The sequence below is a fragment of the Sanguibacter inulinus genome (genome assembly GCF_013415325.1).
In the GTDB taxonomy this organism is placed as follows: Bacteria; Actinomycetota; Actinomycetes; order Actinomycetales; family Cellulomonadaceae; genus Sanguibacter; species Sanguibacter inulinus.
Genome location: NZ_JACBYE010000014.1, coordinates 1 through 25,243, shown reverse-complemented (window position 1 = coordinate 25,243; position 25,243 = coordinate 1). Strand labels below are relative to the sequence as shown.

Sequence of the window (25,243 nt, the reverse complement as noted above, 5' to 3'; positions counted from 1 at the left end):
CGCTCCGTAGCGTCGAGAGCATCACCTCAGAGCCCTCGACACCAGGAGCATCGTCATGCCACTCCGCCCTCAGAATGCGCGCCCTCAGAATGCGCATCCTCAGGATGCGCGCCCTCAGACCTCCCACCCGCACACCGCCCATCCGCAGGCGTCGCTGCCGACCCTCTCGACCGACACGGCCGTCCGCCTCGTGCAGGTCACCAAGACCTACCCTGACGGCCCCGACGTCGTGGCCGCCCTGCGGTCTGTCTCCCTCGCCATCCCGCGCGGGTCCTTCACAGCGATCATGGGTCCTTCAGGCTCAGGCAAGTCGACCTTCCTCAGCTGTGCGGCCGGGCTGGACTCGCCGACCAGCGGTCAGGTGATCGTCGGTGACGTCGACATCACCGCGCTCTCGCCCGACGCCGTCACCAGGTTCCGCCGCGACCACATCGGCTTCGTCTTCCAGGCCTACAACCTCGTGGGCCACCTGACGGTCGCCGAGAACATCCAGCTGCCCATGCTCCTGGGTGGCACCCGGCCCGACCCGGGGTGGCAGGCCTCGCTCGTCGACGCCGTCGGGCTCACCGGGATGGAGGACCGCCTGCCCGGTGAGCTCTCCGGTGGCCAGGCGCAGCGGGTCGCGATCGCCCGTGCCCTCGTGACCCGCCCTGCGGTGGTCTTCGCCGACGAACCCACGGGTGCCCTCGACACGCGGACCGGTCAGCAGGTCCTCGGGCTCCTGCGGCGGATGTCCGACGAGCTCGACCAGACCCTCGTGGTCGTCACCCACGACCCCGGCGTCGCCGCCACGGCCGACCAGGTGCTGTTCCTCGCCGACGGGGTCGTCGTCGGTGACCTCGTGTCACCCACGGTTGCTGACGTCTCGGCCCGCCTCGCAGAGCTGGGGCGGTGAGCCGGATGTGGTCTTTCGCCCGCTCAGCACTGCGTGCCCACGCCTCGAGCGTCGCCGGCAGCTTTGTCATGGTCGCCCTCGCCTCAGCCCTGCTCACAGCGACAGGCGCCTGGATGGAGGCCGGGATCCGCGGCACGTCCTCGGGGGAAGACCTGTCGATGCTCTCCGCCGCGACAGGCTCCTTCGCGGGGACGACGATCCTCGTGGTCGTGCTCGTCGTCGCCTCCGCCTACGCCGCCGCCCTGCGCGAGCGGCGCTCGCAGTTCGCGCTGCTGCGCGCGGTCGGTGCGACACCGACCCAGGTGCGCAGGATGGTCGCGACCGAGGTCGCCCTCGTCTTCGCTGCCGCGACGCTCGTCGGCGCTGTCCCGGGTCTGCTGCTCGCCCGCTCGGCGACGTCCGTGCTCGTGTCGGGGGAGATCGTCCCCGACGGCTTCGTCCTCCAGCTCTCGCCCTGGCCTGTCCTCGCGACAGCCGTGCTGCTCGGCGGGACCGGCGCGCTGACCGCCCGCCTCGCGGCACGGGAGACGGCCCGGCTCAGCCCGACCGCCGCTGTCAGGCTCAGTGCGACCGAGCCGTCGACGCTCTCACCCGTGCGGCGCGCGGCGGCCTGGTGCTGCGCCGTGCTGGGGCTCGGGGTCGCGGTGGTCCCCTTCGTCGTCCCCGGTCTCATCGGGAGCGCGTCGGGTGCGTCGTCGGCATTCCTGCTCATCACGTCTGCGGCGCTCGCCGGCCCGGCGATCGTCGCAGCACTGGCTCGCCGTGGTCTCGCGGCGGCACAGGGCTCGGGGAGCACGAGCCTCACGCTCGCCCTCACCAACGCTCGCGGTTTCTCCCGCCGGCTCACCGCGGCGATCGTGCCGCTCGCCCTGCTCCTGTCCCTCGGCACGGTCCAGCTCGGCGTCAACCGGGCGGTCTCGACAGCAGCCGGTGTCCAGCTGGGCGACGGCATCACGGCTGACCTCGTGGTCCAGAAGACCGGGGGACTGGGCACGACCGACCTCGAGGCCGTCCGCTCGACGCCCGGTGTCGAGGCCCTCACGACCCTCCGATCGCAAGAGGCGCAGGTGCGCACCGACGACGAGATGGACGACGTGGCCTTCCTCTCCGGCCTCGCCTGGGAACCGACCGCCCTCCAGGTCCTGTCCGGCGAGGACGTGCTCGTCGACCCCGACGTGAGGTCTGGGTCGCTCGACGACCTCGCGGAGCCCGGCACCGTGGCTGTCGGCCGGGACTCGCTGCTCGGCACGGGCACGGGGCTCGGTGACAGCCTCACCGTCCGGCTCGACGACCAGGAGCGAGAGCTGACCATCGTCGCGGTCTACGACAGGACGCTCGGCTTTGGCGACTACCTCGTCGGCGAGGCGACGCTCGCCTCGGACGACGCGCAGACGGGCACCGGGACCGCTGCCGACGCGGTCTTGCTCCGCACCGCACCTGGGCAGGCCGACGCTGTGGAGACCGCGATCGTCGCAGCAGGACTCGACGTGCTGACGACCGCCGAGTACGCCGACGCGGCGACCGACGCTGCCGCAGGCCAGCAACAGCTCTCCGCCATCCTGGTGCTCGCGCTCCTGGTCTTCGTCGCCGCCGCAGCCGCCAACACGCTCGCGATGCTCGCCTCATCCCGCCGCCCCGAGCACGCCCTCCTGCGCCGGACCGGGGCGACCCGGCGCCAGCTCGTGACGACAGCAGCCGTCGAGGCTGGGGTCGTGGCCCTGGCAGCGCTGGTCATCGGGACAGCCTCGGTGCTGCCCGCGCTGATCGGTGTCGGGTACGGGCTCGTCGGGTCGATCTTTGCCGGGATCGACGTCATGGCCTTCGGGGTGCTCGCGCTCGCGGTCGTGCTGGTCGCCGGTGCCACGACGGTGATCGGTGCCGTCAGGGCGACCGCGGTGCGACGGGTCGTCCAGGTGGGGTGATGTGCGGTCTCGGTCCTCAGATGAGAGGGTCGATGGTTCGACACAAGGTCATGGCACCGTGCGGTGGCCGTCGACGCAGGGGGAGATCATCGATGACACCATCGAGCACGACGACCGTCCGGGGCCTGGTGGCTGGAGCGCTCGCCATGGCCGTGCTGGCAGGGTGCAGCAGCCCAGACCAGGAGTCTGCGCCGCAGGAGGTCGCGGACATGATCCCGATCCTCGGGGTAGAGCCGCAGCCGCGCGACACCTTGCCCGAGAGCATGGTCACGAACCTCGGCGAGTCGGACGACCTCGTTCAGGGTTCGGCGCGGCTCCTGCGGGAGAGCGACATCGACCGTCAGTGGGTGGCGCTCGACTCAGCAGGCAACGTCTGCCTCATGAACGAGTACGCCGCCGAGGGTGACCTGACGGCCGGCCAGAACGCCGTGGGGTCGTCGTGCATCGCGCCGACGGTCTTCCAGCGGCAGGGTGCGTGGATGGCGAGCGGTGGGCTCGACTACCCGACGAAGGTCGTCTATCTCGTGCCCGCCGACGTCGACGCGGCTGCTGTCACAGACGCCGGTGTCCAGCAGGTCGAGGGTGGGACGAGCTACGTCCCCGAGATCTTCGTTGTGAACCCCGGCGATGCCGACGATGCTGAAGGTGTGGCCGTCGAGCGCGAGTCGGGTGGGAAGTTCTTCATCGCGCGGATGCGCTGATCCAGACCCCGACCCAGACCCAGGCGCAGGCGTGGTCCGGACCTGACCGGACCACGCCTGCTCGAGCCGACAGGGCTGCGCTGGACCCGTCGACCCGGTCTCATTCCTCCGCGACGTACCGCACGAGGGCGCTCATGTTCTCGATGTACCGGCCTGTCGAGATGCCGACGACGGGGTCGTCGGTCGTGAACGGCGACGTGTCGGTCGAGTCGCCGACCTCGGTCTGGGAGTAGTCGCCCTCGGCAGGTGTCGCCGAGCCGTCTCCTGCATAGGGGTTGCTCGTCGAGACGAGCTCCGTCGGCCAGTAGCCCTCGTCGTTGAGCTCGTCGACGAGCTCGCCGACCTCTGTGTCGCTCGGACGCTCGTCGGCCGGGCTCAGCGTGCCGACGTTGAGGTCCGACACGGAGATCTCGCCGGTCGTGAAGTACTCCGGGATGGTCGCGCCCTGGTGGAGCAACGGCGACCCGGCTGTGACCTCGTCGACAGGTGCGGCCCGCAGCTCCTCGTACCGGGCACGCAGGCCCGAGACGTCGATCTTCCGGAACGAGCTGTAGTGCACGATCGTGCCGGCAGGGTCCTTGTCGACTACGTACTCACCGTTGACGACGTTCGACCCCGTGCGGTGCACGTACAGCGGGTCGTTCGTCCCGAGCTCGACGAAGGTCGGGTACTGCCGACCGTCGTCGGTCCACAGGTCCTCCGGGAGCCGGACCGAGTCCAGCCAGTCGAGCGCCGCGGGGACACCGTCGAGGTAGGACGTGTCACCTGTGAGCTCGTAGAAGCCCAGCAGCTTCTCGACGTTGCTCGCCGTCGTGTGGGTCGCGAGCGACACCGGCTCGTAGCTCCGTGCACCGGCCGGCGCGAGGTCGTCGACGGTGTGCTGGAGCGACCAGCCTGCCTGCGGTGCCGGCTGCTGGGTCACCGTGAAGGCATCCATCGCCGCCCGCACCGCAGGTAGCACCGACTCGTCACCCAGGGCCTGGTAGGCCATGAGCAAGATCTCGATGTTCTCCGCCGCGACGTCGTCGTTGAAGGTGACGTGCCCTGTGTAGTCAGGTGCCCCGTCCTTCTCGAAGCCCTCGGCAGGTGCTGGGTAGCGCTGCGGCCAGCCGCCCATCGGGTACTGGCTCTCGAGCACGAAGGCGACGGCCTGGTCGAGCGCAGGCTTGAAGGTCTCGTCGTCCTTCTCGGTGTAGAGCCGCAGCAGCAGCTGTGTGCTCTCCGCGGTGCCGGCATCGTCGAAGGTCGCGTTGCCGTAGTAGTGCTGGAACTCTTCGAGCCGCCAGCCGTTCGCACCGATCGTGTCGTACCACTCCTGGGTCGACTCTTCCCCGGCGAAGTCGTACATGTAGTTCCAACCACCTGTCGGCAGCTGAGCCTCGGCGAGTGCCTGACCGACCTTCGTCGCGGCCTCGTAGTAGAGCTCGTCGCCTGTCGCGTGGTACGCGTCCAGGTAGAGGTGGCCCATGGTCGCCGTGCCGGGCGGCTGGATCCAGATCTGCGTCGAGTACGCCTCCATCTCGCCGAACTGGCGGGACCTGTCCGGCAGGTACGACCACACGTAGCCGCCCTCGTAGGAGAGGTCCTCGGTCATGAACTGGGTGGCGCGCCGCATGGTGTCGAGGGCGGCCTCACGTGTCGCGGCCCCCGTCCCGCCGCCCGGGCCGGAGGGCTGTGCGCCTTCCGGCCCGCACGCGACGACGCCCAGCGCCAGAGCCACGACGATCGGACCCGCGAACCTGTGGTGCCCAGCCCTGCGCCAGGGCGTCATCGCGTTCTTCACGGCGGCCCGATCAGCGGATCTGGTCGACGGGGACGGCGTCCATGTCGTCGAAGGCCTGGTTCTCACCGGCCATCGCCCACACGAAGGAGTACGCCGCGGTGCCGACCCCCGAGTGCAAGGACCACGACGGCGAGATGACGGCCTGACGGTCGGCGACCACGAGGTGCCGCGTCTGCGTCGGCTGCCCGCAGAGATGGATCACCCGGGCGTCCTCGGGCAGGTCGAAGTACAGGTAGCACTCGGTCCGTCGCTCGTGGGTGTGCGCCGGCATGGTGTTCCACATCGAGCCCGGGTGCAGCGACGTCACTCCCATGACGACCTGGCAGGACTGGACGCCGCCGGGGTGGATGAGCTGCTCGAGGGAGCGACGGTTGCTCGTGAGCTGGTCACCGAGCTCTCGCGTGGTCCCCTCGCCCGGCAGCACGAGCCGGGTCGGGTAGGTGGTGTGCGCGGGGGCGGAGAACAGGTAGAGCTGCGCGCCACCTGCCGGGTGCTCTGCGGCGCCAGGACCGTCGGCGAAGACCACGTCCCGCACACCGCGCCCGAGGTAGAGGCAGGCTCCCGTCGGCAGCGTGAAGGTCTCGCCGTCGGCGGTCACCGTGCCGGTCCCGCCGACGTTGACGATCCCGATCTCACGGTTCTCGAGGAAGTACTCGGCGCGGATCTCGTCCGAGGGCAGCAGCGCGAGCTCCTGGCCGGCAGGCTGCGCGCCGCCGACGACCACCCTGTCGTGGTGGGTGTAGACGAGCGTGATCTCGCCCGGGACGAACACGGCCTCGACGAGGAACCGCTCGCGCAGCTCGTCGGTCCCCATGCCGGGGATCTGGTCGGGGTTCGTGGCGTATCGCTGTTCCATGTGGTTCTCCTTGTGGTGCGGTCAGTCAGAGGGGGAGCGCTGATCGGCACGGATCGGTGCCGATCAGCGCTCGTCGCGTCGGTCAGGGCTGGTGAGAGCGGCTCAGCGCACGAGCCAGCCGCCGTCGACCGGGATGATCGCCCCGTTGAGGTAGTCCGAGGCTGACGAGGCGAGGAACACGAAGGGTCCTGCGAGGTCGTCGGGGGTGCCCCACCGCCCTGCGGGGATGCGGTCCAGGATGCTGCGCTCGCGGGCCGCGTCGGCGCGGATGGGTGCGGTGTTCTCCGTCGCCATGTAGCCCGGCGCGATGGCGTTCACGCAGACGCCGTGGACGGCGAGCTCGTTGGCGAAGGACTTGGTGATCCCCGCGACGGCGTGCTTGGACGCCGCGTACCCGGGCACGAAGACGCCGCCCTGGAACGAGAGCATCGACGCGATGTTGATGATCTTGCCCGAGCCCTGCGCGACGAACCTGTGGCCGACCCGCTGCGAGAGGTGGAAGACGGCGTCGAGGTTGATCGCCAGGACGTCGTCCCAGTCCTTCGCGGAGTGCTCGAGCACCGGCGCGCGCCGGATGATCCCGGCGTTGTTGACGAGGACGTCGATCCGTCCGAGCGTCATGACCACCTCGGCCACTGCAGCCTCGAGGTCGTCTGCTGTGGCCTGGACGAGGTCGAGCCGGATGCTGTGCGCGCGGCGGCCCAGCGCCTCGACCTGGGTGACGGTCTCGGTCGCCTCGGCGTAGTCGATCACGGCGATGTCTGCGCCGGCCTCGGCGAGGGCGAGCGCAGCGCTCTGCCCGAGCCCTTGGCTGGCGCCGGTGACGAGGGCGACGCGTCCGTCGAGCCTGAAGGATGGGAGTGTCATGGGTGTCCTTGTGTGTCGTGGTGCCGGGTCCGGCACTCGGGTGAGCCGGTGGTCCCGGCAGCGGTCGTGCAGTCGTGGGGTGGTCGTCGTCGCAGCCCTGCGGCGCAGCCCGGGGTCACACCGTGGTGGTCGAGGGCTCGAGGATGACCCTGTCCATGCGGGGCATGAGGAGATGGATGACCGTGAGCGCGATGAGGTAGGCGAAGGCGCACACCATGAAGATCGGGGTGTAGTTGCCGACCCTGTCGAGGATGTAGCCGGCGTACTGGGCCATGAACATGCCGCCGATGCCGCCGAGCATCCCGCCGAGCCCGACGACCGTGCCCACGGCGCCGCGTGGGAACACGTCGCTGGGGAGCGTGTAGAGGTTGGCTGAGAAGCCCTGGTGCGCGGCTGTCGCGATGCCGATGATCGCCACGGCGACCCACAGGTTGCTCAGCTGCCCGGCGAAGACCATCGGGAGGGCGAGGAGCCCGCACAGGAACATGGTCGTCTTGCGGGAGCGGTTGATGCTCCAGCCACGGTTCATGAACTTGCCCGAGAGCCAGCCGCCGGAGACGCTGCCGATATCGGAGATGAGGTAGATCGCGATGAGCGGGGGGCCGAAGGACTTGAGGTCGAGCCCGTGCTGCTTGCCGAGGAAGTCGGGGAGCCAGAAGAGGAACATCCACCAGATCGGGTCGGTGAGGAACTTGCCGATCGCGAAGGCCCAGGTCTCGCGACGGCGCAGGATGAGCCTCCAGTCGACCTTCTCCTCGGGCTCTTCAGGGTCCTGGGTGATGTGCGCCAGCTCGGCCTCGGAGACGTGCTTGTTCTCCTGAGGGCGCTTGTAGAGCAAGAACCAGACCGGCAGCCAGATGAGACCACCGAGACCCGTCACGATGAACGCGGCCTGCCACCCCCAGGCGAGGACGATCGCGGGGACGACCAGGGGTGTGACGATCGCGCCGATGTTGGTTCCGGCGTTGAACAGACCTGTCGCGAAGGCGCGCTCCTTCTTCGGGAACCACTCGGCGACGGCCTTGATGCTCCCCGGGAACCCGCCTCCCTCACCGACACCGAGTGCTGCTCGGGCGATGATGAAGCCTGTCAGGCTGCGCATCCCCGCGTGGGCGATGTGCGCGATCTGCCAGATGGCGAAGGCCATGCCCAGGCCCCACCGGACGCCGATCCGGTCCATGACGCGACCCCACACGAGGTAGGACGCGGCGTAGGCCGCCTGGAACCAGAAGATCGCGTTGGCGTAGTCCTGCTCGGACCAGCTGAACTCCTCGGAGAGGTCCGCCTTCATCAGCCCGAGCGTCTGCCGGTCGATGTAGTTGATGACCATCGCGGAGAACAGCAGGGCGACGATCACCCACCGGTACTTCGTGATGCGATCCGTGGCCGAGGCCACGTACCTCTTCTTGTCTGCGCTGCTGAGCTCGGGGAACAGCTCCTTGCCGTCCCCGCTCGTCTTCTGCTCGCTCATGTGTCTCCAACTCACGTCTTCGGGATGGACTTGCGACTGGTGTCAGGCCTCGACGACGTCGAGGTCGACCTGGAAGATCTCTCCGAACCTGATCCGGGCGTGCTGCCCGGGGACCACGTCGTGGATCCCTGTGACAGCACCTGTGGCGATGTGGGTCCCTGCGGGGATGTCGCGGCCGCGGCCGCTGACCGTGGCCAGCGCGAACCTGAAGGCTTCGAGGGCGCCACCGGCGATCGAGGTCGCGTCGGCTCTGCCCACGAGCTCTCCCGCGATCCAGGTGCTGGCCTCGAGCTGCTCCCACGCGCCCGAGCGCCACTCCGGGACCTGGGGGCCGAGCACGAGCCCGGCGTTGTTGCCGAGGTCCGAGGCGACGGCCATGGGACCGAGGCCGTTGATCTGCGGGACCGGGCTGCCGGCGAGCTCGACGGCGACGTGGACGCCGCCGAGGAGCTGTCGCGCGTCGTCGAGGGTCTGGACGGCTGTGCCGGCCGGGACGTCGACGCCGACGGTCATGACGATCTCGGCCTCGACGCACGAGGTGCCGCCGACGATCGCGGGGAGCGGTATGACGACGCCTGGCTGAGCAGGCCACAGGTTCGTGGCGAAGACCGGCCCGACGAGGCGCTCAGCACCCGCCCGCTCACGCAGTGCGGGAGCGATGAGCCCGACCTTCCAGCCCACGACGGTGTCGTCGGTGAGGGCGATCACCTCGTCCTGGATCGTGTAGGCCTCGTCGACGGTCGGTGGGATCTCGCCGGGAAACCCCGTGAGGGCCCTCCTGCTGGCTCGGGCTCGCACGAGGAGCTCGGCCGTCTTGGTGGTGTCGTGCTGGGTCACGGTCTTCTCCATCTGCTTGGTAAGCGGTTACGCTAGACCCGGAGTAACCGCTTACGCAAGGCCGGGTCGGAGGTGAGAGGGGAGGCGAGCAGCCCGACGGCACGAGCGGGGGAGCACCACCAGAGGTCGCTGACCCCATCGGTTCCTCCGGCCCTCCGGCATGCCCTCGCGACCTGTGCAGACACTCCGGTCGCGTACTGTGGTCGCGTACTTCTGCGCGCTCTGGACGCGTCGTCTCGAGGAGGGCAGCACCCCATGGCACACGACCGCGAGGCACCGGCGTCGGTCGACCGGCGCCAGGGGAGCCTGACCATGCGGGACATCGCCAGGCTCGCGAACGTCTCGAGCAAGTCGGTCTCGCTGGTCGTCAACGGGCTGCCCGGTGTCGGCGACGAGACGCGTGCCAGGATCGAGGCGCTGATCGCCGAGCACGGCTACGTCCCGCAGGCGCGTGCCCAGGGGCTCGCGACAGGTCGCGCCTTCCTGGTGGGGCACGTGTACAACAACCCCAACCCCGAGTACCTGATCACCATGCAGCAGGGGTTGCTCGACGGGCTCGAGGGCACGGGGTACGCCCTCGTCACCTTCCCGCTGGACCGAGCCCACCCGCAGTTCAGCGAGCGTCTGCGGGAGTTCGTCAGCCGGCACCGCCTCGACGGCGTCGTCTTCTCGTCCTCGGTCGCCGAGGACGAACGGCTGGACCCTCTCCTGGCAGACCTGCGGGTCCCGTACGTCAGGGTGGCATCGACAGCCGTCGACGTCCCCGAGCGCAGCGTCGTGGGAGTCGACAGGGACGGGGCCGTCCTCGCGGGGGAGCACCTCGTCGAGCTCGGTCACGTGCGCATCGGGATGGTCTCCGGGCCGATGTCCTTCTTGTCGGCGAGAGAGCGCCGGAACGGGTTCGAGCAGGCTCTCACCGCCGCTGGCTCGCCGCTGGACGACACTCTGGTCGTCGAGGGTGACTACACCTTCGAGGCTGGTCTGCAGGCAGGTCAGGCGTTGCTCGACCTCGACGACCGTCCGACGGCTGTGTTCGCTGCGAACGACGAGATGGCGGCCGGTGTGCTCCAGGCGGCCCAGCGCGCAGGCCTCGAGGTGCCGCGCGAGCTGACTGTCGTGGGCTTCGACGACTTCAGCATCGCGAGCCACGTGCAGCCACGTCTGACGACGGTGCGGATACCGACCCGTGCCATGGGACACCTGGCGATCCTCGCCCTCCTCGAGACGCAGGCCGGCGCGACGGACCGCGGCCAGGCGCGGGACACCCCGAGCCCTGAGCTCGTGGTCCGTGAGACGTCAGCACCCGCCGTGAGCCCCGAGGGCCCGCGATGAGGGCCACGGGAGCACGCGCCGGCCTGGTCGCTCTCCTGATCGCGGCTGCAGCGACAGGGTGCTCGCCGACGGCGCCGAAGGACGCGTCTCCTGTGCTGACGGCACCGAGCCAGCCGAGCTCCTCTGCGCCGGCCGAGACCTCACCACCGGAGAGCACTCCACCCGACGACCCCACGACCCCGGTCCCGTCCGAGGAGCCCACGTTCACCGAGCCCTCTGCCGAGCCCACGGTCACCGCTGACCCCGACGGGTCGACAGGACAGGACGACTTCCTCATCCCTGACGAGGAGGTGCTGTTCACCGCGGACGAGCTGTACAGCAGCGAGGTGCAGACGCTGTACGCCGACGTCGAGGCTGCCGACAGGCCCAACCGGATCGGCATCTGCCGCTCGGCCGCGATCGTCGTCGGCAAGCTCACCTCCGCGGAGATCGAAGAGCGTCGCGAGGCCATGGCGCCCGAGGACGTCGAGGTCCTCGAAGACTTCGTCTCCCTGTGCCAGCGGGTCCTCGCGAGCTGACGTGCGCCTCGCGCGCCAGCCGGTTCACCCCGCCTGGGCGGCCTCGGCCTCGGCCAGGTCGGCGTACCCGACGAGCAGCACGGTCCACCGCAAGGTCTGCTCGGTGAGGTTGCCGCCCGAGGCCGCGGTCTCCTCGACGAGGCGGGCGTAGCCCTCGAAGGTCCGGTCGGAGTAGGAGCCCAGCTCGCCGCGCAGGTAGGTCTCGAAGGACGTGTCGACGAAGGTGTCCTGCGTCGTGCGCAGCGTCCGCATCGCCCGGCCGAGCCGCGGGTACCGGGCGCAGAAGTCGACTGCCCACGCGACCTGCCTCGCGACGACGTGCTCTTGCTCGGAGACCCGGCTCGGGTCCAGGGCGGGCAGCTGTGGGGCGATCTCGCGCGCGTAGCGACCGGGTTCTGTCGATGCCATCATGCGGGCGTACTTCTCGGTGAGCAGGTTCCTCCCGGTCGACCCCGCCTCGTCGAGATCGGCCGCATAGCTGCGGAGCAGGTCGGTCGGCCAGGTGAGGAACTGGCTCAGGCGCATCTGGTGGAAGGTCGACAGGTCGTCCTGGCACGCTGCAGGTCCGCCCTCGTTGGTGACCTGCGTGAACTGCGCCCACTCTCGCTCGACGACGCTCTCGGCCACCTCCAGCCGTTCCTGCATCGTGCTGGTGTCCTCCGTCGGGGTGGTACTCATCGCTGGTCCTCCGTCGTCTCTCACAGTGCCTTCAACCAGGGGTCGGTGATGTGCGCGGCGACGTGCTCGCGCTGTCGCTCGAGGAAGGTCTCGCCGCTGCTGCTCAGACCTCGGGCCTGGAGCTCGGCGGCGATCGTGGCGCAGAGCCTCTCGATCCGCTCTTCCAGCCGTGCTCGCGCGTCGGGAGAACCCGGTCCGAAGCACGCTGCCGACGCGAGCCTGAGGATCTCGGAGAGGTCGTCGACAGCGCCGGGCAGGCTCGAGCCCATGCGACGGCTCAGACGGCGCAGCGCCGCGAAGTGCCACTTGTAGTACGGCAGGTACCCGGCCGACGAGGGCCCGGTGAGCAGGAAGACCAGTGAGGCGACGGCCCGGGTGAGCTCGCCGACCGACAACCACGCTGCCTCCCCGTCGCCGCGGTCGAGCATCCTGGGGACGTTGTACTGACCTGCCTGCGAGATCATCCCGAGCCTGCGCGAGACGAGAGCCCACCTGACGTCGCGGGACATCCTCGTGAAGGACCCCCGGACCGCGCTGAAGGCGCCGTGCGGGTCGGCGAAGACCGCGCCGTCGGTCGCTGCCGCGAGCGTCGCCTCGTCGAGCATCAGCCATTCGTGAGCGGTCGTGGGCGCCTGCCTGTAGCCGGTGATCTGCTCGTAGAAGGCGCCGATCTCGAAGACACCGACGCGGCGACCTGCACCGTGCGCACGAGGGGTCGTGGGCGTGCGGTCCACGCCGCGGAAGGTGCGGGGCAGCGCGTCGTAGTCGGCCTGGAGCGCGGCGCCGATCTCGGCATGGTCCTCGGCGGTGAGCCACAGGCAGAATCCTGGGCCCGTGTCGTGGTCGCGGGAGATCGCGTCGTCGAAGCCGTAGCACTCGGAGCCGTGGCCGACGAGACCCGCGGCGATCCGACCGCTGTACGCCGGGTACCGGGACTCGAGCATCGGGCGTCCGTGCTCTTCCCAGAAGGCGCGGGCGAGATCGAGGCCAGAGTCGAGCGTGCGCGTCGTCGGGACCGCGGCGGCCGGTCGTGACGCGGCCGCGGCGGTGACAGGGGTGGCGGTGCTCGGACGGTCTGACGGGCCGGTCCCGGGCGCGGCCCCCGCGGCGGCTGCAGCCGCAGCCTCAGCCTCAGCCTCGGCGAGGTTCTCCGCAGTCACCGCGTAGTAGTCGTTGTCCGCGCCGTAGCACTCGGTGATGATCGCGAGCGCCTGGCGGTACATGGTCACGGCGTCGGCGTAGCGCCCGACCCTGAAGCACGCCTCGGCGTGCCCTGCGACGGCCGACGCGTAGTGGGGGTCGTCTTCGTGCCCGCCGTCCTGGTAGATCGCGAGAGACCTGTCGACGTACCGGGCGGCGTCCTCGTGCTGCCCGAGCGTGAAGCTCACCAGGGCCAGGTTGGTGCAGGTGGTCGCGATGTCGAGGTCGCGCTCGGGGTCGACCGACGAGGCCTCGAGGATCGACATCGCCGCTCGCAGCTCTGCCAGCGCCTGGGCGTGGTCCTGCCGCTCGCTGCAGAGGATCGAGAGGTTGTTGTGCAGCCCTGCGAGACGCCGGTCAGTCGGTCCGAAGGCAGCGTCTGCCACGGACAGCGCCTGGCTGTAGAGCGCGCGGGCGTCGTCGGGGCGGCCCGCCGCACGCATCGCTGTGGCCGCGTTGATGAGCGTGGTCGCGTGGGCGTCGGTGCCCGTGAGGCCCATGCTCTCGACGAGGGTGAGGGCAGACCGGCTCGCCATGACGGAGTCGTCGTGCAGGCTCTGCGAGCGGTACAGGCCGACGAGCTCGTTGAGGAGGGTCAGCCGGGCTCCGTCGTCGCCCTGACGCTCGGCATCGGCGAGGGCCTCCTGCAGGTAGGGCGCGGCTCGGGTGGGACCGTCGTGGGCGGCGAAGATCGCGTCGAGACCGCGGAGCACGGCCGCGACGTCGACGGGCTGCGGAGGAGCTGCTGGGCGGGCGTCCGGTGTGCGTGACGTCATGGTGCCGGTCGTGTCGCGCGGTCGGTGTGCATCTGTCCACCGTGCCATGCTGCGCGGCCTGAGATGTGGGGCTTTGGTCGGTCGCGCCAGCGAGGACACGTGGCGTGGAGCAGGCGTTCCCAGCGGCGAGGCATCCCGCTACGGTGGTCCGATGGCAACCGTCAGAGAGCTCCAGGTGACCTTCGACTGCGCAGAGCCCGTGCGGCTCGCCAGGTTCTGGTGCGAGGTGCTCGGGTACGTCGTCCCGCCCGGCCAGGACGAGGCGGCCGTCGAGGGCGGCGGAGACGACGCGCCGGAGGACCAGCCCGGGGGAGCGGTCTGCGTCGACCCGACGGGTGCCGGGCCGCGGCTGTACTTCCAGCGAGTCCCCGAGGGCAAGGTCGTCAAGAACCGGGTGCACCTCGACGTCCGGGCTGGCACCGGCCTGGTGGGGGCAGAGCGTCTCGCGACGCTCGAGGCCGAGGGGGCGCGGCTGGTCGCGCTCGGTGCCACCCGCGTCAGGCTGCTGCCCGCCGACGACGAGGAAGAGTCGTGCCTCGTGATGCAGGACGTCGAGGGGAACGAGTTCTGCCTCGACTGACCCGTTCGACGGACCCGCTCAGCTGATCCTTCGGCGGTAGACGGCCACGGCCGAGGCGTAGGCGATCGCGATGACGCCCACGAGCCAGGCGAGCGCGACCCAGATGTCGTCGCCGACGGGGCTCTGGGAGAACAGCGCCCGGAGGGTGTCCACGACGGCCGTCACCGGTTGGTGCTCGGCGAACCAGGCGACGGGACCGGGCATCGTCTCTGTGGGGACGAAGGCCGAGCTGATGAACGGCAAGAAGATGAGCGGGTAGCTGAAGGCGCTCGCGCCGTCGACAGTCGTCGCCGAGAGCCCGGCGATCACGGCGACCCAGGTCAGCGCCAGGGTGAACAGCACGACGATCCCGGCCACAGCGAGCCAGGCGCCCGCCGACGCCCCGGTCCGGAACCCCAGGAGCAGCGCGACGACGACGACCACGGCGACCGAGACGAGGTTCGCGACCAGCGACGTGAGCACGTGCGCCCAGAGGATGCTGGACCGTGCGATCGGCATGGACTGGAACCGCTCGAAGATGCCGCTCTGCAGGTCGAGGAACAACCTGTACGCCGTGTAGGCGACGCCCGAGGCGACGGTGATGAGCAGCACGCCCGGGAGCATGTAGTCGACGTACGAGCCGTCGGCCCCGGTGTCGATCGCGCCCCCCAGCACGTAGACGAACAGGAGCATCAGCGCGACGGGTGTGACTACCGTGGTGAGGATCGTGTCGGGGCTGCGCAGGATGTGGCGCAGCGAGCGACCCGTGAGGGTCCAGGTGTCACCGAGCGGTCGGGGGAGCATCAGGAGTCCTCTCGTGTGGTGCCGTCACGGTCCGGGTCGCCTGCGGGCGGTCCGTCGTCGCCGACGAGCGCGAGGAAGACGTCTTCGAGGGAGGGCTTCTTCTCGACGTACTCGATCTCGGCGGGTGGGAGGAGGGCTCTCAGCTCGTCGAGGGTGCCATCCTGGATGATCGTGCCCTGGTGCAGGATCGCGATGCGGTCTGCGAGCTGCTCGGCCTCGTCGAGATACTGGGTGGTCAGCAGCACTGTCGTGCCCCGCCCGGCGAGGTCACGGATGGTCTGCCACACCTCGAGTCGGGCCTGGGGGTCGAGGCCCGTCGTGGGTTCGTCGAGGACGACCACGGGCGGGTCGCCGATGAGGCTCATCGCGATGTCGAGCCGGCGGCGCATCCCGCCTGAGAACGTCGCCGCCTTGCGGTCCCTGGCCTCGGTGAGCGAGAAGCGCTCGAGCAGCCTGTCGGCGATCACGCCTGGAGCGTCCAGGTGACGCAGCCTGGCGACGAGCACGAGGTTCTCCCGCCCGGTGAGGACGTCGTCGACCGCGGCGAACTGGCCCGTCAGGCTGATGGACTCGCGGACCTTCTCCGGGTGGGTCGCGATGTCATGTCCGTGGACCGTCGCTGTGCCGGTGTCGGCCTTCAGCAGCGTCGAGAGGATGCGCACGAGGGTGGTCTTGCCGGCGCCGTTCGAGCCGAGCAGCGCGACGATGCTGCCTGCTGCGACGTCGAGGTCGACTCCGCGCAGCACGCGCACGGCCTTGAACGACCTGGTGACGCCGCGGACGCTGATCGCGGGTGCGGGGGACCGGTCGTCGGTCATGATCGTGGTTTGTCCCCTGTGGTGCCAGGGTCGGTGCCGTCAGGGCTGGCGCTGCCTGTCGCAGCGCTGGTCGCCGTGTCGATCGCGGAGACGAGGCGGGCGCGCTCCTTGTCGATCCACTGCTTGCCGGCGTAGGCCTGCGCGAAGGTCTCGGCGAACTCGACGGGGTCGTCTCCGACGATGTCTCGCACGGGTGTGTCGTCGACGGCCGCGCGCTCCCAGAGGTCGGCCAGGTCGCCGAGCATGGTGACGAGGGTGTCGCCGTCAGTCACGGCGGCGAAGTACGTGATGTACCTGTGCATGGCCTTCGCTGCGGCCCCGTAGGGATCGGGGAGAGCGTCGATGCGGGCCTTGTCCTGCCGGTACTGCTTCTTCTGCGAGAGGGGCCCGGTGAGGGTCTCGAACCAGTGTGCCGCCATGATCAGCTCTCTTTCTCGGCCTGTGCGTGATCGGTCTCGTGGAGGTGCTCGATGCGTCCTGCGAGGAAGCTCCAGGACTTCCAGAACTCGTCGAGGTACTCGGTCCCCGCCGTGTTGAGCGTGTAGACCTTGCGTGGTGGTCCCTTCTCTGACGGGACCTTCTCGACGTCGACGAGGCCACGGCGCTCGATGCGTACGAGCAGTGCGTAGACAGTGCCCTCGACGATGTCGGCGAAGCCCTCGTCGCGCAGCCGTGCGGTGATCTCGTACCCGTAGGCCGGTCGCGTGGCGAGGATCGCGAGGACCATCCCTTCGAGGGTGCCCTTGAGCATCTCGGTCATCTGCTTGCCCATACGAGCCCTCCTCTTCACTACTCGGTGTTGCTGACTACCACTAGATAGTAGCACCGAGTACTGAGCGTGCAAGGGTCACGTGCGAGCCGCTCTCACGACGTTCCACGACGCCCCGCACCGGGTCGAGCAGGTGCGCTGCGAGATCGTCGCGCACGGCCGTCGCGCGCAGAGCCCGCGCCGGGGTGCCTGGCGCGGGCTCAGCGAGAGGTCGTCGCCGGCTCAGGAAGAGTGGGCAGGACCGGCGGTCTGCGCCTGCCACGCCACGGCCTCGCCCGCCCGCAACGACGCAGGCACGTCGAGGACGCGCTGGTTCCGGCTGCCGCGGAAGGGCAGCGTGAGGTCGCGCTCGGCCAGCGTGAACGGACCGTCGACGAGCACGTCGAGCATGCCGAGCAGCTCGACCTTGTCCGCGCTCGCGGCGAGCAGCTCTTCGAAGGTGTAGCCCGACCACGCCCAGACGTCTCGGGCGTGGCCGAGCTCGGCGCGGAGACGGCGCGTCACCTGCAGGCACACTCCCGTGTTGAGGAAGGGCTCGCCTCCGAGCAGGCTGAGGCCCTGCACAGACTCGTGCGCGAGGTCGGTGAGGATCCGGTCCTCGAGCACAGCCGTGTACGGCGTGCCGTAGCGGAAGCTCCACGCGGCCTCGTTGAAGCAGCCCTCGCAGGCGAAGAGGCAGCCGCTCACGTACAGGCTGCAGCGCACACCCTCGCCGTCGACGAAGACGAAGGGCTTGTAGTCGGCGACGTGATCCCGGCTGAGCCTCGACGACAGCCAGTCGGGCTGCGGCTCGCGCACGGGTCAGCCCTCGGTGAGCTGCCGGGGAGCGTCAGCCGCCGGACCCGACGTCACGCCGTCCGGTGCGCCGGACGACACCGGCAGGTGCTTCACGCGAGACGAGATCTCCACGTGCCGCCCGTGCACCATCGGCCGGGCCTGCGGGTTGCCGAGGTAGCCGCAGGTCCGCTTGACCACGTCGCAGGTGCGGGGGTCGTCGTTGGCGCACTCGGGGCACGCGAAGCCCCGGGCTGTGGGTGTGAAGTCGCCCGAGAACCCGCAGGCGTAGCAGTGGTCGATCGGGGTGTTGGTGCCCAGGTAGCCGACGCGGTCGTAGGCGTAGTCCCACACGGCCTCGAGTGCCTTCGGGTTCTGCTGCAAGACCGGGTACTCGCAGTAGTGGATGAAGCCGCCCGCAGTGTACTCCGGGTAGTCCTTCTCGAAGTCGAGCTTCTCGAAGGGGGTCGGGTTCTTGCGGACGTCGTAGTGGAAGCTGTTGGTGTAGTAGTCCTTGGCGGTGATGTCCTCCACCTCGCCGAACTTCGCGGTGTCCAGGCGGCAGAACCTGTCGGTGAGGCTCTCGGACGGCGTCGAGTAGACCGAGAACTTGTAGGAGTACGTGTCCGTCCACACCTGTGCGCTCGCGGACAGCGTCCGGAGGATGTCGAGCGTGAAGGCCTTGGCCTCGGCGTCGTGCTCCCACGACCCGCCGAAGAACGCCGCTGCGGTCTCATAGAGCCCGATGTAGCCGAGGGACACGGTCGCCCGCCCGTCGCGGAACAGCTGGTCCACGTCGTCGTCCGGGTCGAGGCGCTGGCCGAAGGCGCCGTACCTGTAGAGGATCGGGGCGTTGCCGGGGGTCGCCTCGCGGCACCGGGCGACGCGGAACAGCAGGGCGTCCTTGACGGTCTCGAGACGCTCGGCGAGCAACGCCCAGAACGCGTCCCTGTCGCCGCGGGTCTCGAGGGCGATGCGCGGCAGGTTGAGCGTGACCACACCGAGGTTCATGCGCCCCTCGACGGTGTCGTTCCCGTCGGCGTCTTCCCAGCCCTGGAGGAAGGACCGGCACCCCATCGGCGCCTTGAAGCTCCCGGTGAGCTCGACGATCTTGTCGTAGCTGAGCACGTCGGGGTACATGCGCTTGGTCGAGCACTCGAGGGCCGTCTGCTTGATGTCGTAGTTGGGGTCGCCCACCTCGAGGTTCACACCGCGCCGCAGCGTGAAGATCAGCTTGGGGAAGATCGCGGTGCGGTGCTCACCGCCGAGACCTTCGATCCGGATGTGCAGGATCGCCTGCTGGATCTCACGCTCGAACCACCCGAGGCCGAGCCCGAAGCCGAGGGACGTGAACGGCGTCTGCCCGTTGGACGTGAACAGGGTGTTGATCTCGTACTCGAGCGACTGCATCGCGTCGTGGATGTCCTTGCGGGTCTTCGCCTCGGCGTAGTCCCGGCGTCGGTCCGGCTCGCTCACCCATTCCTGGGCGTCGGCGAGGTGCTTGGCGTAGTTGCGCTCGGCGTAGGGCGCCAAGAGCTCGTCGATCCGGTTGACCGTGCACCCGCCGTACTGGCTCGACGAGACGTTCGCGATGATCTGCGTGATCTGGGCCGTGGCGGTCTGGATCGAGCGCGGCGGCTCGACCTCGGCGTTGCCGATGCGGAATCCCTCGCTGAGCATCGACCGGAAGTCGATGAGGCAGCAGTTCGTCATCGGTGAGTATGGGTGGTAGTCGAGGTCGTGGTAGTGGATCTCGCCCTTCTGGTGGGCGTTGGCGACGTGCGGTGGGAGCATCGTCAGGCCCACGGCCTTGCCGACGGCGCCGGCCGTCAGGTCGCGCTGGGTGTTGAAGACGTCGCTGTCCTTGTTGGCGTTCTCGTTGACGACGGCGCTCGCCTTGCTCAGCAGCTCGCCGATCGAGTGGTTGACGTCGGTCGACCGGTTGCGGGCGATGTCGCGACGCACGCGGTAGCCGATGTACGCCTCGGCGACGTCGTAGTGGCGGCTCTCGAGCAGCACGTGCTCGACGACGTTCTGGATCTCGTAGATCTGCACGGTGTCGGTGAAGCGGCGCGCCACCTCGGTGCTGACCTGCCGGGTGAGGTCGAGGACCGTCGGCCGCACGAGCTGGGGCGGGCCGTGGTGGACGTCGTCGAAGGCAAGGGTGAGCGCCCGCTCGACGCGGGCCGGGTCGTAGTCGGCGACCCGGCCGTCCCGCTTGAGGACTGCGGGCGCAGGGGGAGCGGCGGGGCGCCGGCGCCCGGTCGCCTCCGTCCCGTCCTCTGCTCGTGCGGTCTGGTCTCCCTCGACGACAGTCACTGCGGGTCCTGCTCCCTCTGGTCACGGCTGCTGGTCCGACGCCCGCCGTCGTGGTGCGCTCGCACGTCTGAGGTCGCGGTGGTCGCGGGAGCCTTCTCACGGATCAGAGACACTACATACGGGGGCTGGGGCGTCTAGAAGAGACTAGATCTTGTGTCTCCCTCGCAGCGGGTCCTAGGTCCCGGGTGAAGCCCGCAGGGCAGTCGTCAGGCCGCACCTGACCCCGCAGCTCAGGCTGCGCTCACCTCGACCTCGCCCGACCCTGTCGCACCGAAGACGATCCGTCGCGTGGCGATCTTGTCGGTGAAGAACCTGTCGTGGCTGACGACCACGACGGCGCCGGGGAAGTGCACGAGGGCGCGCTCCATCACCTGCGTGCTCGACAGGTCGAGGTGGTTGGTCGGCTCGTCGAGTACCAGCACCGAGGCGCCGGAGAGCAGGCACTGCGCCATCGCGACGCGGGAGCGCTGACCACCGGAGAGGTTGCCGATCTTCTGCTTGAGCTCGGCGTCGGAGAACTGGAACATCGCGAGGAAACGGTTGACGGACTTGCGGGTCGCGGTGAGGGCGAGGCTGTCGGGCATCGCGTTGACGGCGTGGCTCACGGTGTCGGCGTCGTCGAGCTCGTCGAGCACCTGGTTGTAGGAGATCACCGACGTGCCCTTGGTCCACGTGGCCTGGCCGGAGTCGGCGTCCTCCTGGCCGGTCAGCACACGCAGCAGCGTCGACTTGCCCGAGCCGTTCGCGCCGAGCACCACGATCCGGTTGCCACGACGGATCTCGAAGGTGAGGTCGTCGAAGAGGCGCTTCTCGCCGTAGGCCTTGCTCAGGCCCTCGACGCGGCACATGACGTCCTTGACGTGCAGGCCGCCGTAGATCTCCGTGATGATCTGGTCGACCGGGCGGGGAGCGCGCGACTTCTTGATCTTCGCGAGCTGGTTGCCCAGTCCCTTGCTCGCGGCCTTCGCCGCCTCGCGACGATCAGCGATGCCTTCGGACTCGAAGGCCAGCAGCTCGGACTCGTGGACGAACTGCGACTCGAGGGTCTTGAGACGGAACTGCTTCTGCACCACGTACTCCTCGAAGTTCCCGGAGTACTCGTGCAGGTGGAAGTTCTCGACCTCGATGGTGCGGGTGATGACGGCGTCGAGGAACTTGCGGTCGTGCGAGACGACGATGGCCGCGCCGCGGAAGTCGCGGAACCACGCCTCGAGCCACTCGACACCGGCGACGTCGAGGAAGTTGGTGGGCTCGTCGAGCAGCAGCACGTCAGGGCGCTCGAGGACGATCTTCGCGAGGGCTGCGCGGTTGCGCCAGCCGCCCGACAGCTCGTCGATCGAGCAGGTGCGGTGCGCCTCGTCGAAGCCGAGGGTCGTCAGCGCGGTGTCGATGTGCCGGGAGTAGTCCCAGCCGTCGAGGTGGTCCATCCGCTCGAAGAGGTCTGCCTGGCGCTGCACGAGGGCGTCGAGCGCGGGACCGTCGGTCGGGTCTGCGGCGATCGCGGTGTCGATTGACGCGAGCTCGGCCTCGACGTCCTTGATCTCGACGAAGAGCCCGTCGAGCACCTCGGAGATGGTCGCCGTACCGTCGAGCTCGGAGAACTGCGAGAAGTACCCGATCTTCAGCCCCTGGTCGAGGGTGACAGTCCCGCTGTCCGGCTCGACCTGCCCGAGCACGAGCTTGAGAAGCGTCGACTTGCCCGAGCCGTTCTTGCCGATGAGCCCGACGCGGTCGCCGGCCTCCAGGCGGAAGAAGGCCTCGCGGAGGATCTGGGTGGAGTCGAAGCGCACGTGGACGTCGTGCAGCCGGATCAGGCTCATCAGGGGGTGACCTCTCGGGTGGGGCGCACAGCTCGGAGAAGTCCGGCCTGGGGGCGGGGTCGATCTTACCGAGTCGGGCGCGGACCCGAGGCGGCGGCCGTCAAGTCAGCTGGACGGGCGGATCGGCACCAGGCAGTCCACCTCGCCCTCGCGACGGTAGTGCTCGATGTGCGGTCTGCTGGTGTCGTGGTCGGCGCGGCCGAAGAGCACGTCGAAGGCCTCGCCGATCTGCTCGTAGACGGCCGGTGCCGTCCCGCGCAGCCGGAGCCGCAGGTAGTCGCCGCCGGGGATCACGGTCTCGTCCAGAGCGAGCGGGTTGTCGGCGTCCCGGTCGAGACGCACGGTCGACAGGCGGTACACACCGTCGTAGACCAGTCCCATCATCGAGCGGCCCCTGAGAGAGTCGAACGTTCCCTCGAAGTCCGGCCAGGCCGCCTGCACCGCTGCGAGGTCGTCGGGCACGTCCCGACTCAGTGCTGGTCTCTCGTCGAGCGTCACGACGTCGATCCGGCCGAGATCGTGGGCTGCGGGATGGTTCCTCATGGGGACAAGGTACCGAGGTCGTCCGTCCATCGTGCCTGGTCTTCGCCTCGAGACGAGCGTCCAGCGAGCGGGGTCCCCGCCGTCCCGGCCACGGGACGCCGTGGCTTGTCAGGTGTCCGCGTAACCCGCGATGCGCCGGGCTGCCTCGTGAGGGGTGAGGTGAGTGGTGTCGACGACCTCGGCCTCCTCGCGGAGCCAGGACTCGTAGGCGTCGGCGTAGAGCTCCAGGTGGCGCATGCGGAAGTCCGAGAAGCCCATCACCGTGTCGTTCTCGATGCGACCTCGGAGCGTGTCTTGGTCGGCGTGGAGCAGCACGTGACGGACCGGGATCGCGTGGGCGGTGAGTCCGTCGTGGATCTCCCGCCAGTAGGGCTCGACGAGCACGGTCATCGGGATCACGAGCGTCCCACCCGTGTACTCGAGCACGCGCCGCGCCGTCTCGACCACGAGCGGACGCCACGGCGGCCAGTGCTGGAAGTTGTCCGTGGCGGGCAGCCCAGGCTTGATGTCCATCAAGGTCTCGCCGACCTTCTCGGCGTCGAAGACTCGGGAGTCCGGGACCAGCGCCTGGACGAGCGCACTGGTCGTCGTCTTGCCTGCGCCGTGGGTGCCGTTGAGCCAGATGATCACCGCACGAGGGTACCGCCGCCCCGGAGACGAGCAGCTCAGGGGGATTCATGGTCCTAGGTGACTAGTCCTCGATGGTGCGGACCACCCGGGCCGGGGAGCCGACGACGACGGTCCGGGCCGGGACGTCCTTGGTGACGACAGACCCGGCACCCACGACGGCGTCGTCGCCGATGGTGACGCCGGGGAGCACGGTGACGTTCGCGCCGAGCCACACGTTGTTCCCGATGACCACGGGTGAGGGGATGAGGTCGCCTCGCCGGGAGGGGGCGATGTCGTGCTGGAGCGTCGCGATGACGGCGTTGTGGCCGATGAGGCAGTCGTCGCCGATGGTGATGCCTCCTTGGTCCTGGAACCTGCAGCCGGCGTTGATGAACACGCGGCGCCCGAGCCGGATGTTCTTGCCGAAGTCTGAGGTGAAGGGTGGGAAGAGGGTCACGGACTCGTCGACGGTGGATCCGGTGAGCTGTGAGAGCAGCTCGCGGACCCGCGCTGGCTCGTGGTACCCGGAATTCAGGTCGCCGGTGATGCGCAGAGCCTCTTGGCTCGTCTCGTGCATGATCGCGTGCGCGGGGGACCCAGCGGTGATGGTCTCGCCCGTCGCGAGTGCGTCGAGCAGGTCGGTGAGTGTCATGGTGCTCCGTTCTCGATGGGGGAGTCGTCTGCGCAAGAGTGTCCCCGGCCCTGCTGCCGGAGCCGCAGGCAGGTCCTGCGCCTGGAGCGTGGTGAGGGGTCGAGCGTGCCACGGGGGCGGGGCGTCTCGCCTGCAGTCTCTCAGGGCACGATGCTGATGGTGACGTCCCCGCCCTCCAGGCCAGACAGCTCGTCCTCGGTGGCGTCGTAGGTGCCGATGTGGACTGTCTCGTCGGAGAACCCGATGTCTGAGGCGTCGTAGTAGAACCCCAGGTTTCCCCAGGGCGTGAAGTAGATCAGGTCACCATCCTCGGGGTCGGACCCTGGTGACCCCGAGGTATCGAGCTGACGGCCGACGGAGGCGATCTTCTCGCGGCCGGCGAACTCCTCGACCGTGGTGGTCACGGGCAGGATCGAGAGAAGGTCACGGACTGTCGGGTTGTCTTCTCCGAGGGTGACGTCGACCGTCGTCTGGCCGGAGGAGAACCGGACGACTGTGCCCTCGACCTCGTCGACCGGCGCAGCCGGTGATCCGGGTACGACGGGTCCCGGAGACTCAGGCGTGGGTCGGGGAGGTGACGCGGGTGACGGCGCGGCGCTCGACGGTGCGGCGCTCGACGGTGCGGCGGGCGCCGGTGGTGAGCCGGCGGTGCTGCACCCGGTGAGAGGGAGCAAAGCCGTGAGCGTGGCGCTGACGATGGCAGTCGTGCGCATCGGGTGTCTCTCCAGTCCCTCGGGGCGTGCAGCAGTGTGCTGATCTCCAGGTCAGCACACCTGATGCAGGTGCCCCTCAGGAAGGCTCTGCTGAGAGGTGTACCAGCAGTACGTCGTCTGGCGGGCCGGCGCCGCGTAGCGTGGCGGGCATGAGCAGCTCGAGCGAGGCACGTGACTTCTTGGTCTCTCGCCGGGCACGGGTGCGACCCGAGCAGGTAGGGCTGACCGCCGGTCCCAACCGACGCGTCGCAGGGTTGCGTCGTGGAGAGGTCGCCGACCTCGCGAACATCAGCGTCGAGTACTACTCCAAGCTCGAGCGGGGCAACCTCAGCGGAGTCTCCGACGCGGTGCTCCGCTCTGTGGCTCATGCCCTCCGTCTCGACGACGCGGAGACCGCGCACCTGTTCGACCTCGCTCGTGCGCTCACCACGAGTCCCACCAGGCGCGGGCGCCCCACCCGCCGCACGCCCACGATCCGAGCAGGGTTGCAGCAGACGCTCGACGCGATCACCGACGGTCCGGCGATCGTCCGCAACGGACGCATGGACCTGCTCGCCGCCAACGCCCTGGGACGTGCGCTCTACTCCGACGTCTACCTGGACCCGCGCCGTCCGGCGAACTTCTCCCGTTTCACGTTCCTCGACCGAGAGCGGTCCGAGCGCTTCTACCCCGACTGGGACGCAGCCGCCGACGTCGCCGTGGCGATCATGCGCCTCGAAGCTGGACGCGACCCTCACGACCGTGACCTCCAGGACCTCGTCGGTGAGCTCTCGACCTGCAGCGCGGACTTCCGTGAGCGGTGGGCCCGCCACAACGTGCGCCTGCACGCTGCAGGAGTGAAGCCTTTCCACCACGCCGCAGTCGGTGACCTCGTCTTGACCTACGAAGCCTTCGACCTGGCCGCGGACCTCGGCCTCAACCTCACCGTCTACTCCGCACCCGCCGGGTCTCCCACGGCAGACGGCCTCCGGCTCCTGGCGCGGTGGGCGGCTACGGGCGAGTCCGAGGAGGCTCCCTCCACCCGTCC

The 25,243-nt window shown here is 69.4% G+C and carries 25 protein-coding genes; 7 read left to right on the top strand and 18 right to left on the bottom strand.

Translation table 11 applies throughout. The features are described 5' to 3' along the window. Positions 1-55 precede the first annotated feature (55 nt). The 3 genes from HZZ10_RS07705 (at position 56) to HZZ10_RS07695 (ending at position 3,518) form a co-directional block, all read left to right on the top strand. Complete coding sequence (locus HZZ10_RS07705) at positions 56-895, top strand: ABC transporter ATP-binding protein (RefSeq protein ID WP_373367323.1); 840 nt, start codon at positions 56-58, stop codon at positions 893-895. A gap of 5 nt (positions 896-900) precedes the next feature. Further along, a complete protein-coding gene (locus tag HZZ10_RS07700) occupies positions 901-2,817 on the top strand; it encodes an FtsX-like permease family protein (protein ID WP_179913072.1) in 1,917 nt (638 codons plus the stop codon). Positions 2,818-2,909: 92 nt separating this feature from the next. Further along, complete coding sequence (locus HZZ10_RS07695) at positions 2,910-3,518, top strand: hypothetical protein (protein ID WP_179913071.1); 609 nt, start codon at positions 2,910-2,912, stop codon at positions 3,516-3,518. Between the two features lie 100 nt (positions 3,519-3,618). Here the strand turns inward: HZZ10_RS07695 and HZZ10_RS07690 are convergent, their stop codons facing one another. The 5 genes from HZZ10_RS07690 to HZZ10_RS07670 all read right to left on the bottom strand — a co-directional run bounded on the left by HZZ10_RS07690 (position 3,619) and on the right by HZZ10_RS07670 (position 9,332). Then, the gene (locus HZZ10_RS07690) at positions 3,619-5,301 is read right to left on the bottom strand and encodes a pectate lyase (RefSeq protein WP_218928547.1); all 1,683 of its coding nucleotides are present in this window, start codon (positions 5,299-5,301) and stop codon (positions 3,619-3,621) included. A 10-nt stretch (positions 5,302-5,311) separates the two neighbouring features. Next, on the bottom strand, positions 5,312-6,157 hold the full coding sequence (kduI, locus tag HZZ10_RS07685; RefSeq protein ID WP_179913070.1) for a 5-dehydro-4-deoxy-D-glucuronate isomerase: 846 nt from the start codon (positions 6,155-6,157) through the stop codon (positions 5,312-5,314). 102 nt (positions 6,158-6,259) lie between these two features. Then, positions 6,260-7,024, bottom strand: coding sequence for a 2-dehydro-3-deoxy-D-gluconate 5-dehydrogenase KduD (gene kduD, locus HZZ10_RS07680; protein ID WP_179913069.1), 765 nt, complete (start codon positions 7,022-7,024; stop codon positions 6,260-6,262). Positions 7,025-7,139: 115 nt separating this feature from the next. Further along, positions 7,140-8,495 carry an MFS transporter gene (locus HZZ10_RS07675; RefSeq protein WP_179913068.1) on the bottom strand — a complete coding sequence of 452 codons (1,356 nt, stop codon included), beginning with the start codon at positions 8,493-8,495 and terminating at the stop codon, positions 7,140-7,142. A 42-nt stretch (positions 8,496-8,537) separates the two neighbouring features. Further along, positions 8,538-9,332, bottom strand: a complete 795-nt coding sequence (locus tag HZZ10_RS07670) for a 2-keto-4-pentenoate hydratase (protein WP_179913067.1) — start codon at positions 9,330-9,332, stop codon at positions 8,538-8,540. Positions 9,333-9,587: 255 nt separating this feature from the next. Between HZZ10_RS07670 and HZZ10_RS07665 the strand changes: the two genes are divergently transcribed. After that, positions 9,588-10,664 (top strand): LacI family DNA-binding transcriptional regulator, encoded by a 1,077-nt coding sequence (locus HZZ10_RS07665; RefSeq protein ID WP_179913066.1) that lies wholly within the window; start codon positions 9,588-9,590, stop codon positions 10,662-10,664. Then, the gene (locus HZZ10_RS07660) at positions 10,661-11,182 is read left to right on the top strand and encodes a hypothetical protein (protein ID WP_179913065.1); all 522 of its coding nucleotides are present in this window, start codon (positions 10,661-10,663) and stop codon (positions 11,180-11,182) included. Before HZZ10_RS07665 ends, HZZ10_RS07660 begins: the two co-directional genes overlap by 4 nt. 24 nt (positions 11,183-11,206) lie before the next feature. Here the strand turns inward: HZZ10_RS07660 and HZZ10_RS07655 are convergent, their stop codons facing one another. After that, positions 11,207-11,860: a DUF4125 family protein gene (locus HZZ10_RS07655; protein ID WP_218928546.1), complete on the bottom strand. Its 654-nt coding sequence runs from the start codon at positions 11,858-11,860 to the stop codon at positions 11,207-11,209. A 20-nt stretch (positions 11,861-11,880) separates the two neighbouring features. Beyond that, positions 11,881-13,836 carry a tetratricopeptide repeat protein gene (locus HZZ10_RS07650; RefSeq protein WP_179913064.1) on the bottom strand — a complete coding sequence of 652 codons (1,956 nt, stop codon included), beginning with the start codon at positions 13,834-13,836 and terminating at the stop codon, positions 11,881-11,883. 151 nt (positions 13,837-13,987) lie between these two features. Here HZZ10_RS07650 and HZZ10_RS07645 point away from each other — a divergent pair, with 151 nt between their 5' ends. Beyond that, complete coding sequence (locus HZZ10_RS07645; protein WP_179913063.1) at positions 13,988-14,416, top strand: VOC family protein; 429 nt, start codon at positions 13,988-13,990, stop codon at positions 14,414-14,416. Positions 14,417-14,434: 18 nt separating this feature from the next. On the opposite strand, the gene HZZ10_RS07640 is transcribed toward HZZ10_RS07645, so the two are convergent. The 11 genes from HZZ10_RS07640 to HZZ10_RS07590 form a co-directional block, all read right to left on the bottom strand. Beyond that, the gene (locus HZZ10_RS07640; protein WP_179913062.1) at positions 14,435-15,199 is read right to left on the bottom strand and encodes an ABC transporter permease; all 765 of its coding nucleotides are present in this window, start codon (positions 15,197-15,199) and stop codon (positions 14,435-14,437) included. Next, complete coding sequence (locus HZZ10_RS07635; protein WP_179913061.1) at positions 15,199-16,017, bottom strand: ABC transporter ATP-binding protein; 819 nt, start codon at positions 16,015-16,017, stop codon at positions 15,199-15,201. Before HZZ10_RS07635 ends, HZZ10_RS07640 begins: the two co-directional genes overlap by 1 nt. Next, positions 16,014-16,436 carry a DUF1048 domain-containing protein gene (locus HZZ10_RS07630; protein ID WP_179913060.1) on the bottom strand — a complete coding sequence of 141 codons (423 nt, stop codon included), beginning with the start codon at positions 16,434-16,436 and terminating at the stop codon, positions 16,014-16,016. The genes HZZ10_RS07635 and HZZ10_RS07630 overlap by 4 nt, the downstream gene beginning before the upstream one ends. Positions 16,437-16,438: 2 nt before the next feature. Beyond that, a complete protein-coding gene (locus tag HZZ10_RS07625; RefSeq protein ID WP_179913059.1) occupies positions 16,439-16,789 on the bottom strand; it encodes a PadR family transcriptional regulator in 351 nt (116 codons plus the stop codon). A 219-nt stretch (positions 16,790-17,008) separates the two neighbouring features. Continuing rightward, positions 17,009-17,584, bottom strand: coding sequence for an anaerobic ribonucleoside-triphosphate reductase activating protein (gene nrdG, locus HZZ10_RS07620; RefSeq protein WP_179913058.1), 576 nt, complete (start codon positions 17,582-17,584; stop codon positions 17,009-17,011). 3 nt (positions 17,585-17,587) lie between these two features. Next, positions 17,588-19,879 (bottom strand): anaerobic ribonucleoside-triphosphate reductase, encoded by a 2,292-nt coding sequence (nrdD, locus tag HZZ10_RS07615; RefSeq protein WP_179913057.1) that lies wholly within the window; start codon positions 19,877-19,879, stop codon positions 17,588-17,590. Positions 19,880-20,109: 230 nt separating this feature from the next. Then, on the bottom strand, positions 20,110-21,699 hold the full coding sequence (locus HZZ10_RS07610) for an ABC-F family ATP-binding cassette domain-containing protein (protein ID WP_179913056.1): 1,590 nt from the start codon (positions 21,697-21,699) through the stop codon (positions 20,110-20,112). Between the two features lie 105 nt (positions 21,700-21,804). After that, positions 21,805-22,242 carry a GyrI-like domain-containing protein gene (locus tag HZZ10_RS07605; RefSeq protein WP_179913055.1) on the bottom strand — a complete coding sequence of 146 codons (438 nt, stop codon included), beginning with the start codon at positions 22,240-22,242 and terminating at the stop codon, positions 21,805-21,807. A gap of 108 nt (positions 22,243-22,350) precedes the next feature. Further along, positions 22,351-22,872, bottom strand: a complete 522-nt coding sequence (locus HZZ10_RS07600) for an AAA family ATPase (protein ID WP_179913054.1) — start codon at positions 22,870-22,872, stop codon at positions 22,351-22,353. A 61-nt stretch (positions 22,873-22,933) separates the two neighbouring features. Then, positions 22,934-23,503: a sugar O-acetyltransferase gene (locus tag HZZ10_RS07595; protein WP_179913053.1), complete on the bottom strand. Its 570-nt coding sequence runs from the start codon at positions 23,501-23,503 to the stop codon at positions 22,934-22,936. 140 nt (positions 23,504-23,643) lie between these two features. Then, positions 23,644-24,216 carry a cyclophilin-like fold protein gene (locus HZZ10_RS07590; RefSeq protein WP_179913052.1) on the bottom strand — a complete coding sequence of 191 codons (573 nt, stop codon included), beginning with the start codon at positions 24,214-24,216 and terminating at the stop codon, positions 23,644-23,646. Between the two features lie 149 nt (positions 24,217-24,365). Here HZZ10_RS07590 and HZZ10_RS07585 point away from each other — a divergent pair. Beyond that, on the top strand, positions 24,366-25,243 hold an 878-nt coding region (locus HZZ10_RS07585; protein ID WP_179913051.1), incomplete at its 3' end, for a helix-turn-helix domain-containing protein.

Coding starts and splice junctions, on each gene's coding strand:
- HZZ10_RS07705 (WP_373367323.1), top strand. CDS start 56: ATGCCACTCCGCCCTCAGAATGCGCGCCCTCAGAATGCGCATCCTCAG.
- HZZ10_RS07700 (WP_179913072.1), top strand. CDS start 901: ATGTGGTCTTTCGCCCGCTCAGCACTGCGTGCCCACGCCTCGAGCGTC.
- HZZ10_RS07695 (WP_179913071.1), top strand. CDS start 2,910: ATGACACCATCGAGCACGACGACCGTCCGGGGCCTGGTGGCTGGAGCG.
- kduI (WP_179913070.1), bottom strand. CDS start 6,157: ATGGAACAGCGATACGCCACGAACCCCGACCAGATCCCCGGCATGGGG.
- kduD (WP_179913069.1), bottom strand. CDS start 7,024: ATGACACTCCCATCCTTCAGGCTCGACGGACGCGTCGCCCTCGTCACC.
- HZZ10_RS07675 (WP_179913068.1), bottom strand. CDS start 8,495: ATGAGCGAGCAGAAGACGAGCGGGGACGGCAAGGAGCTGTTCCCCGAG.
- HZZ10_RS07665 (WP_179913066.1), top strand. CDS start 9,588: ATGGCACACGACCGCGAGGCACCGGCGTCGGTCGACCGGCGCCAGGGG.
- HZZ10_RS07660 (WP_179913065.1), top strand. CDS start 10,661: ATGAGGGCCACGGGAGCACGCGCCGGCCTGGTCGCTCTCCTGATCGCG.
- HZZ10_RS07655 (WP_218928546.1), bottom strand. CDS start 11,860: ATGAGTACCACCCCGACGGAGGACACCAGCACGATGCAGGAACGGCTG.
- HZZ10_RS07650 (WP_179913064.1), bottom strand. CDS start 13,836: ATGACGTCACGCACACCGGACGCCCGCCCAGCAGCTCCTCCGCAGCCC.
- HZZ10_RS07645 (WP_179913063.1), top strand. CDS start 13,988: ATGGCAACCGTCAGAGAGCTCCAGGTGACCTTCGACTGCGCAGAGCCC.
- HZZ10_RS07640 (WP_179913062.1), bottom strand. CDS start 15,199: ATGCTCCCCCGACCGCTCGGTGACACCTGGACCCTCACGGGTCGCTCG.
- HZZ10_RS07635 (WP_179913061.1), bottom strand. CDS start 16,017: ATGACCGACGACCGGTCCCCCGCACCCGCGATCAGCGTCCGCGGCGTC.
- HZZ10_RS07630 (WP_179913060.1), bottom strand. CDS start 16,436: ATGGCGGCACACTGGTTCGAGACCCTCACCGGGCCCCTCTCGCAGAAG.
- HZZ10_RS07625 (WP_179913059.1), bottom strand. CDS start 16,789: ATGGGCAAGCAGATGACCGAGATGCTCAAGGGCACCCTCGAAGGGATG.
- HZZ10_RS07610 (WP_179913056.1), bottom strand. CDS start 21,699: ATGAGCCTGATCCGGCTGCACGACGTCCACGTGCGCTTCGACTCCACC.
- HZZ10_RS07605 (WP_179913055.1), bottom strand. CDS start 22,242: ATGAGGAACCATCCCGCAGCCCACGATCTCGGCCGGATCGACGTCGTG.
- HZZ10_RS07595 (WP_179913053.1), bottom strand. CDS start 23,503: ATGACACTCACCGACCTGCTCGACGCACTCGCGACGGGCGAGACCATC.
- HZZ10_RS07590 (WP_179913052.1), bottom strand. CDS start 24,216: ATGCGCACGACTGCCATCGTCAGCGCCACGCTCACGGCTTTGCTCCCT.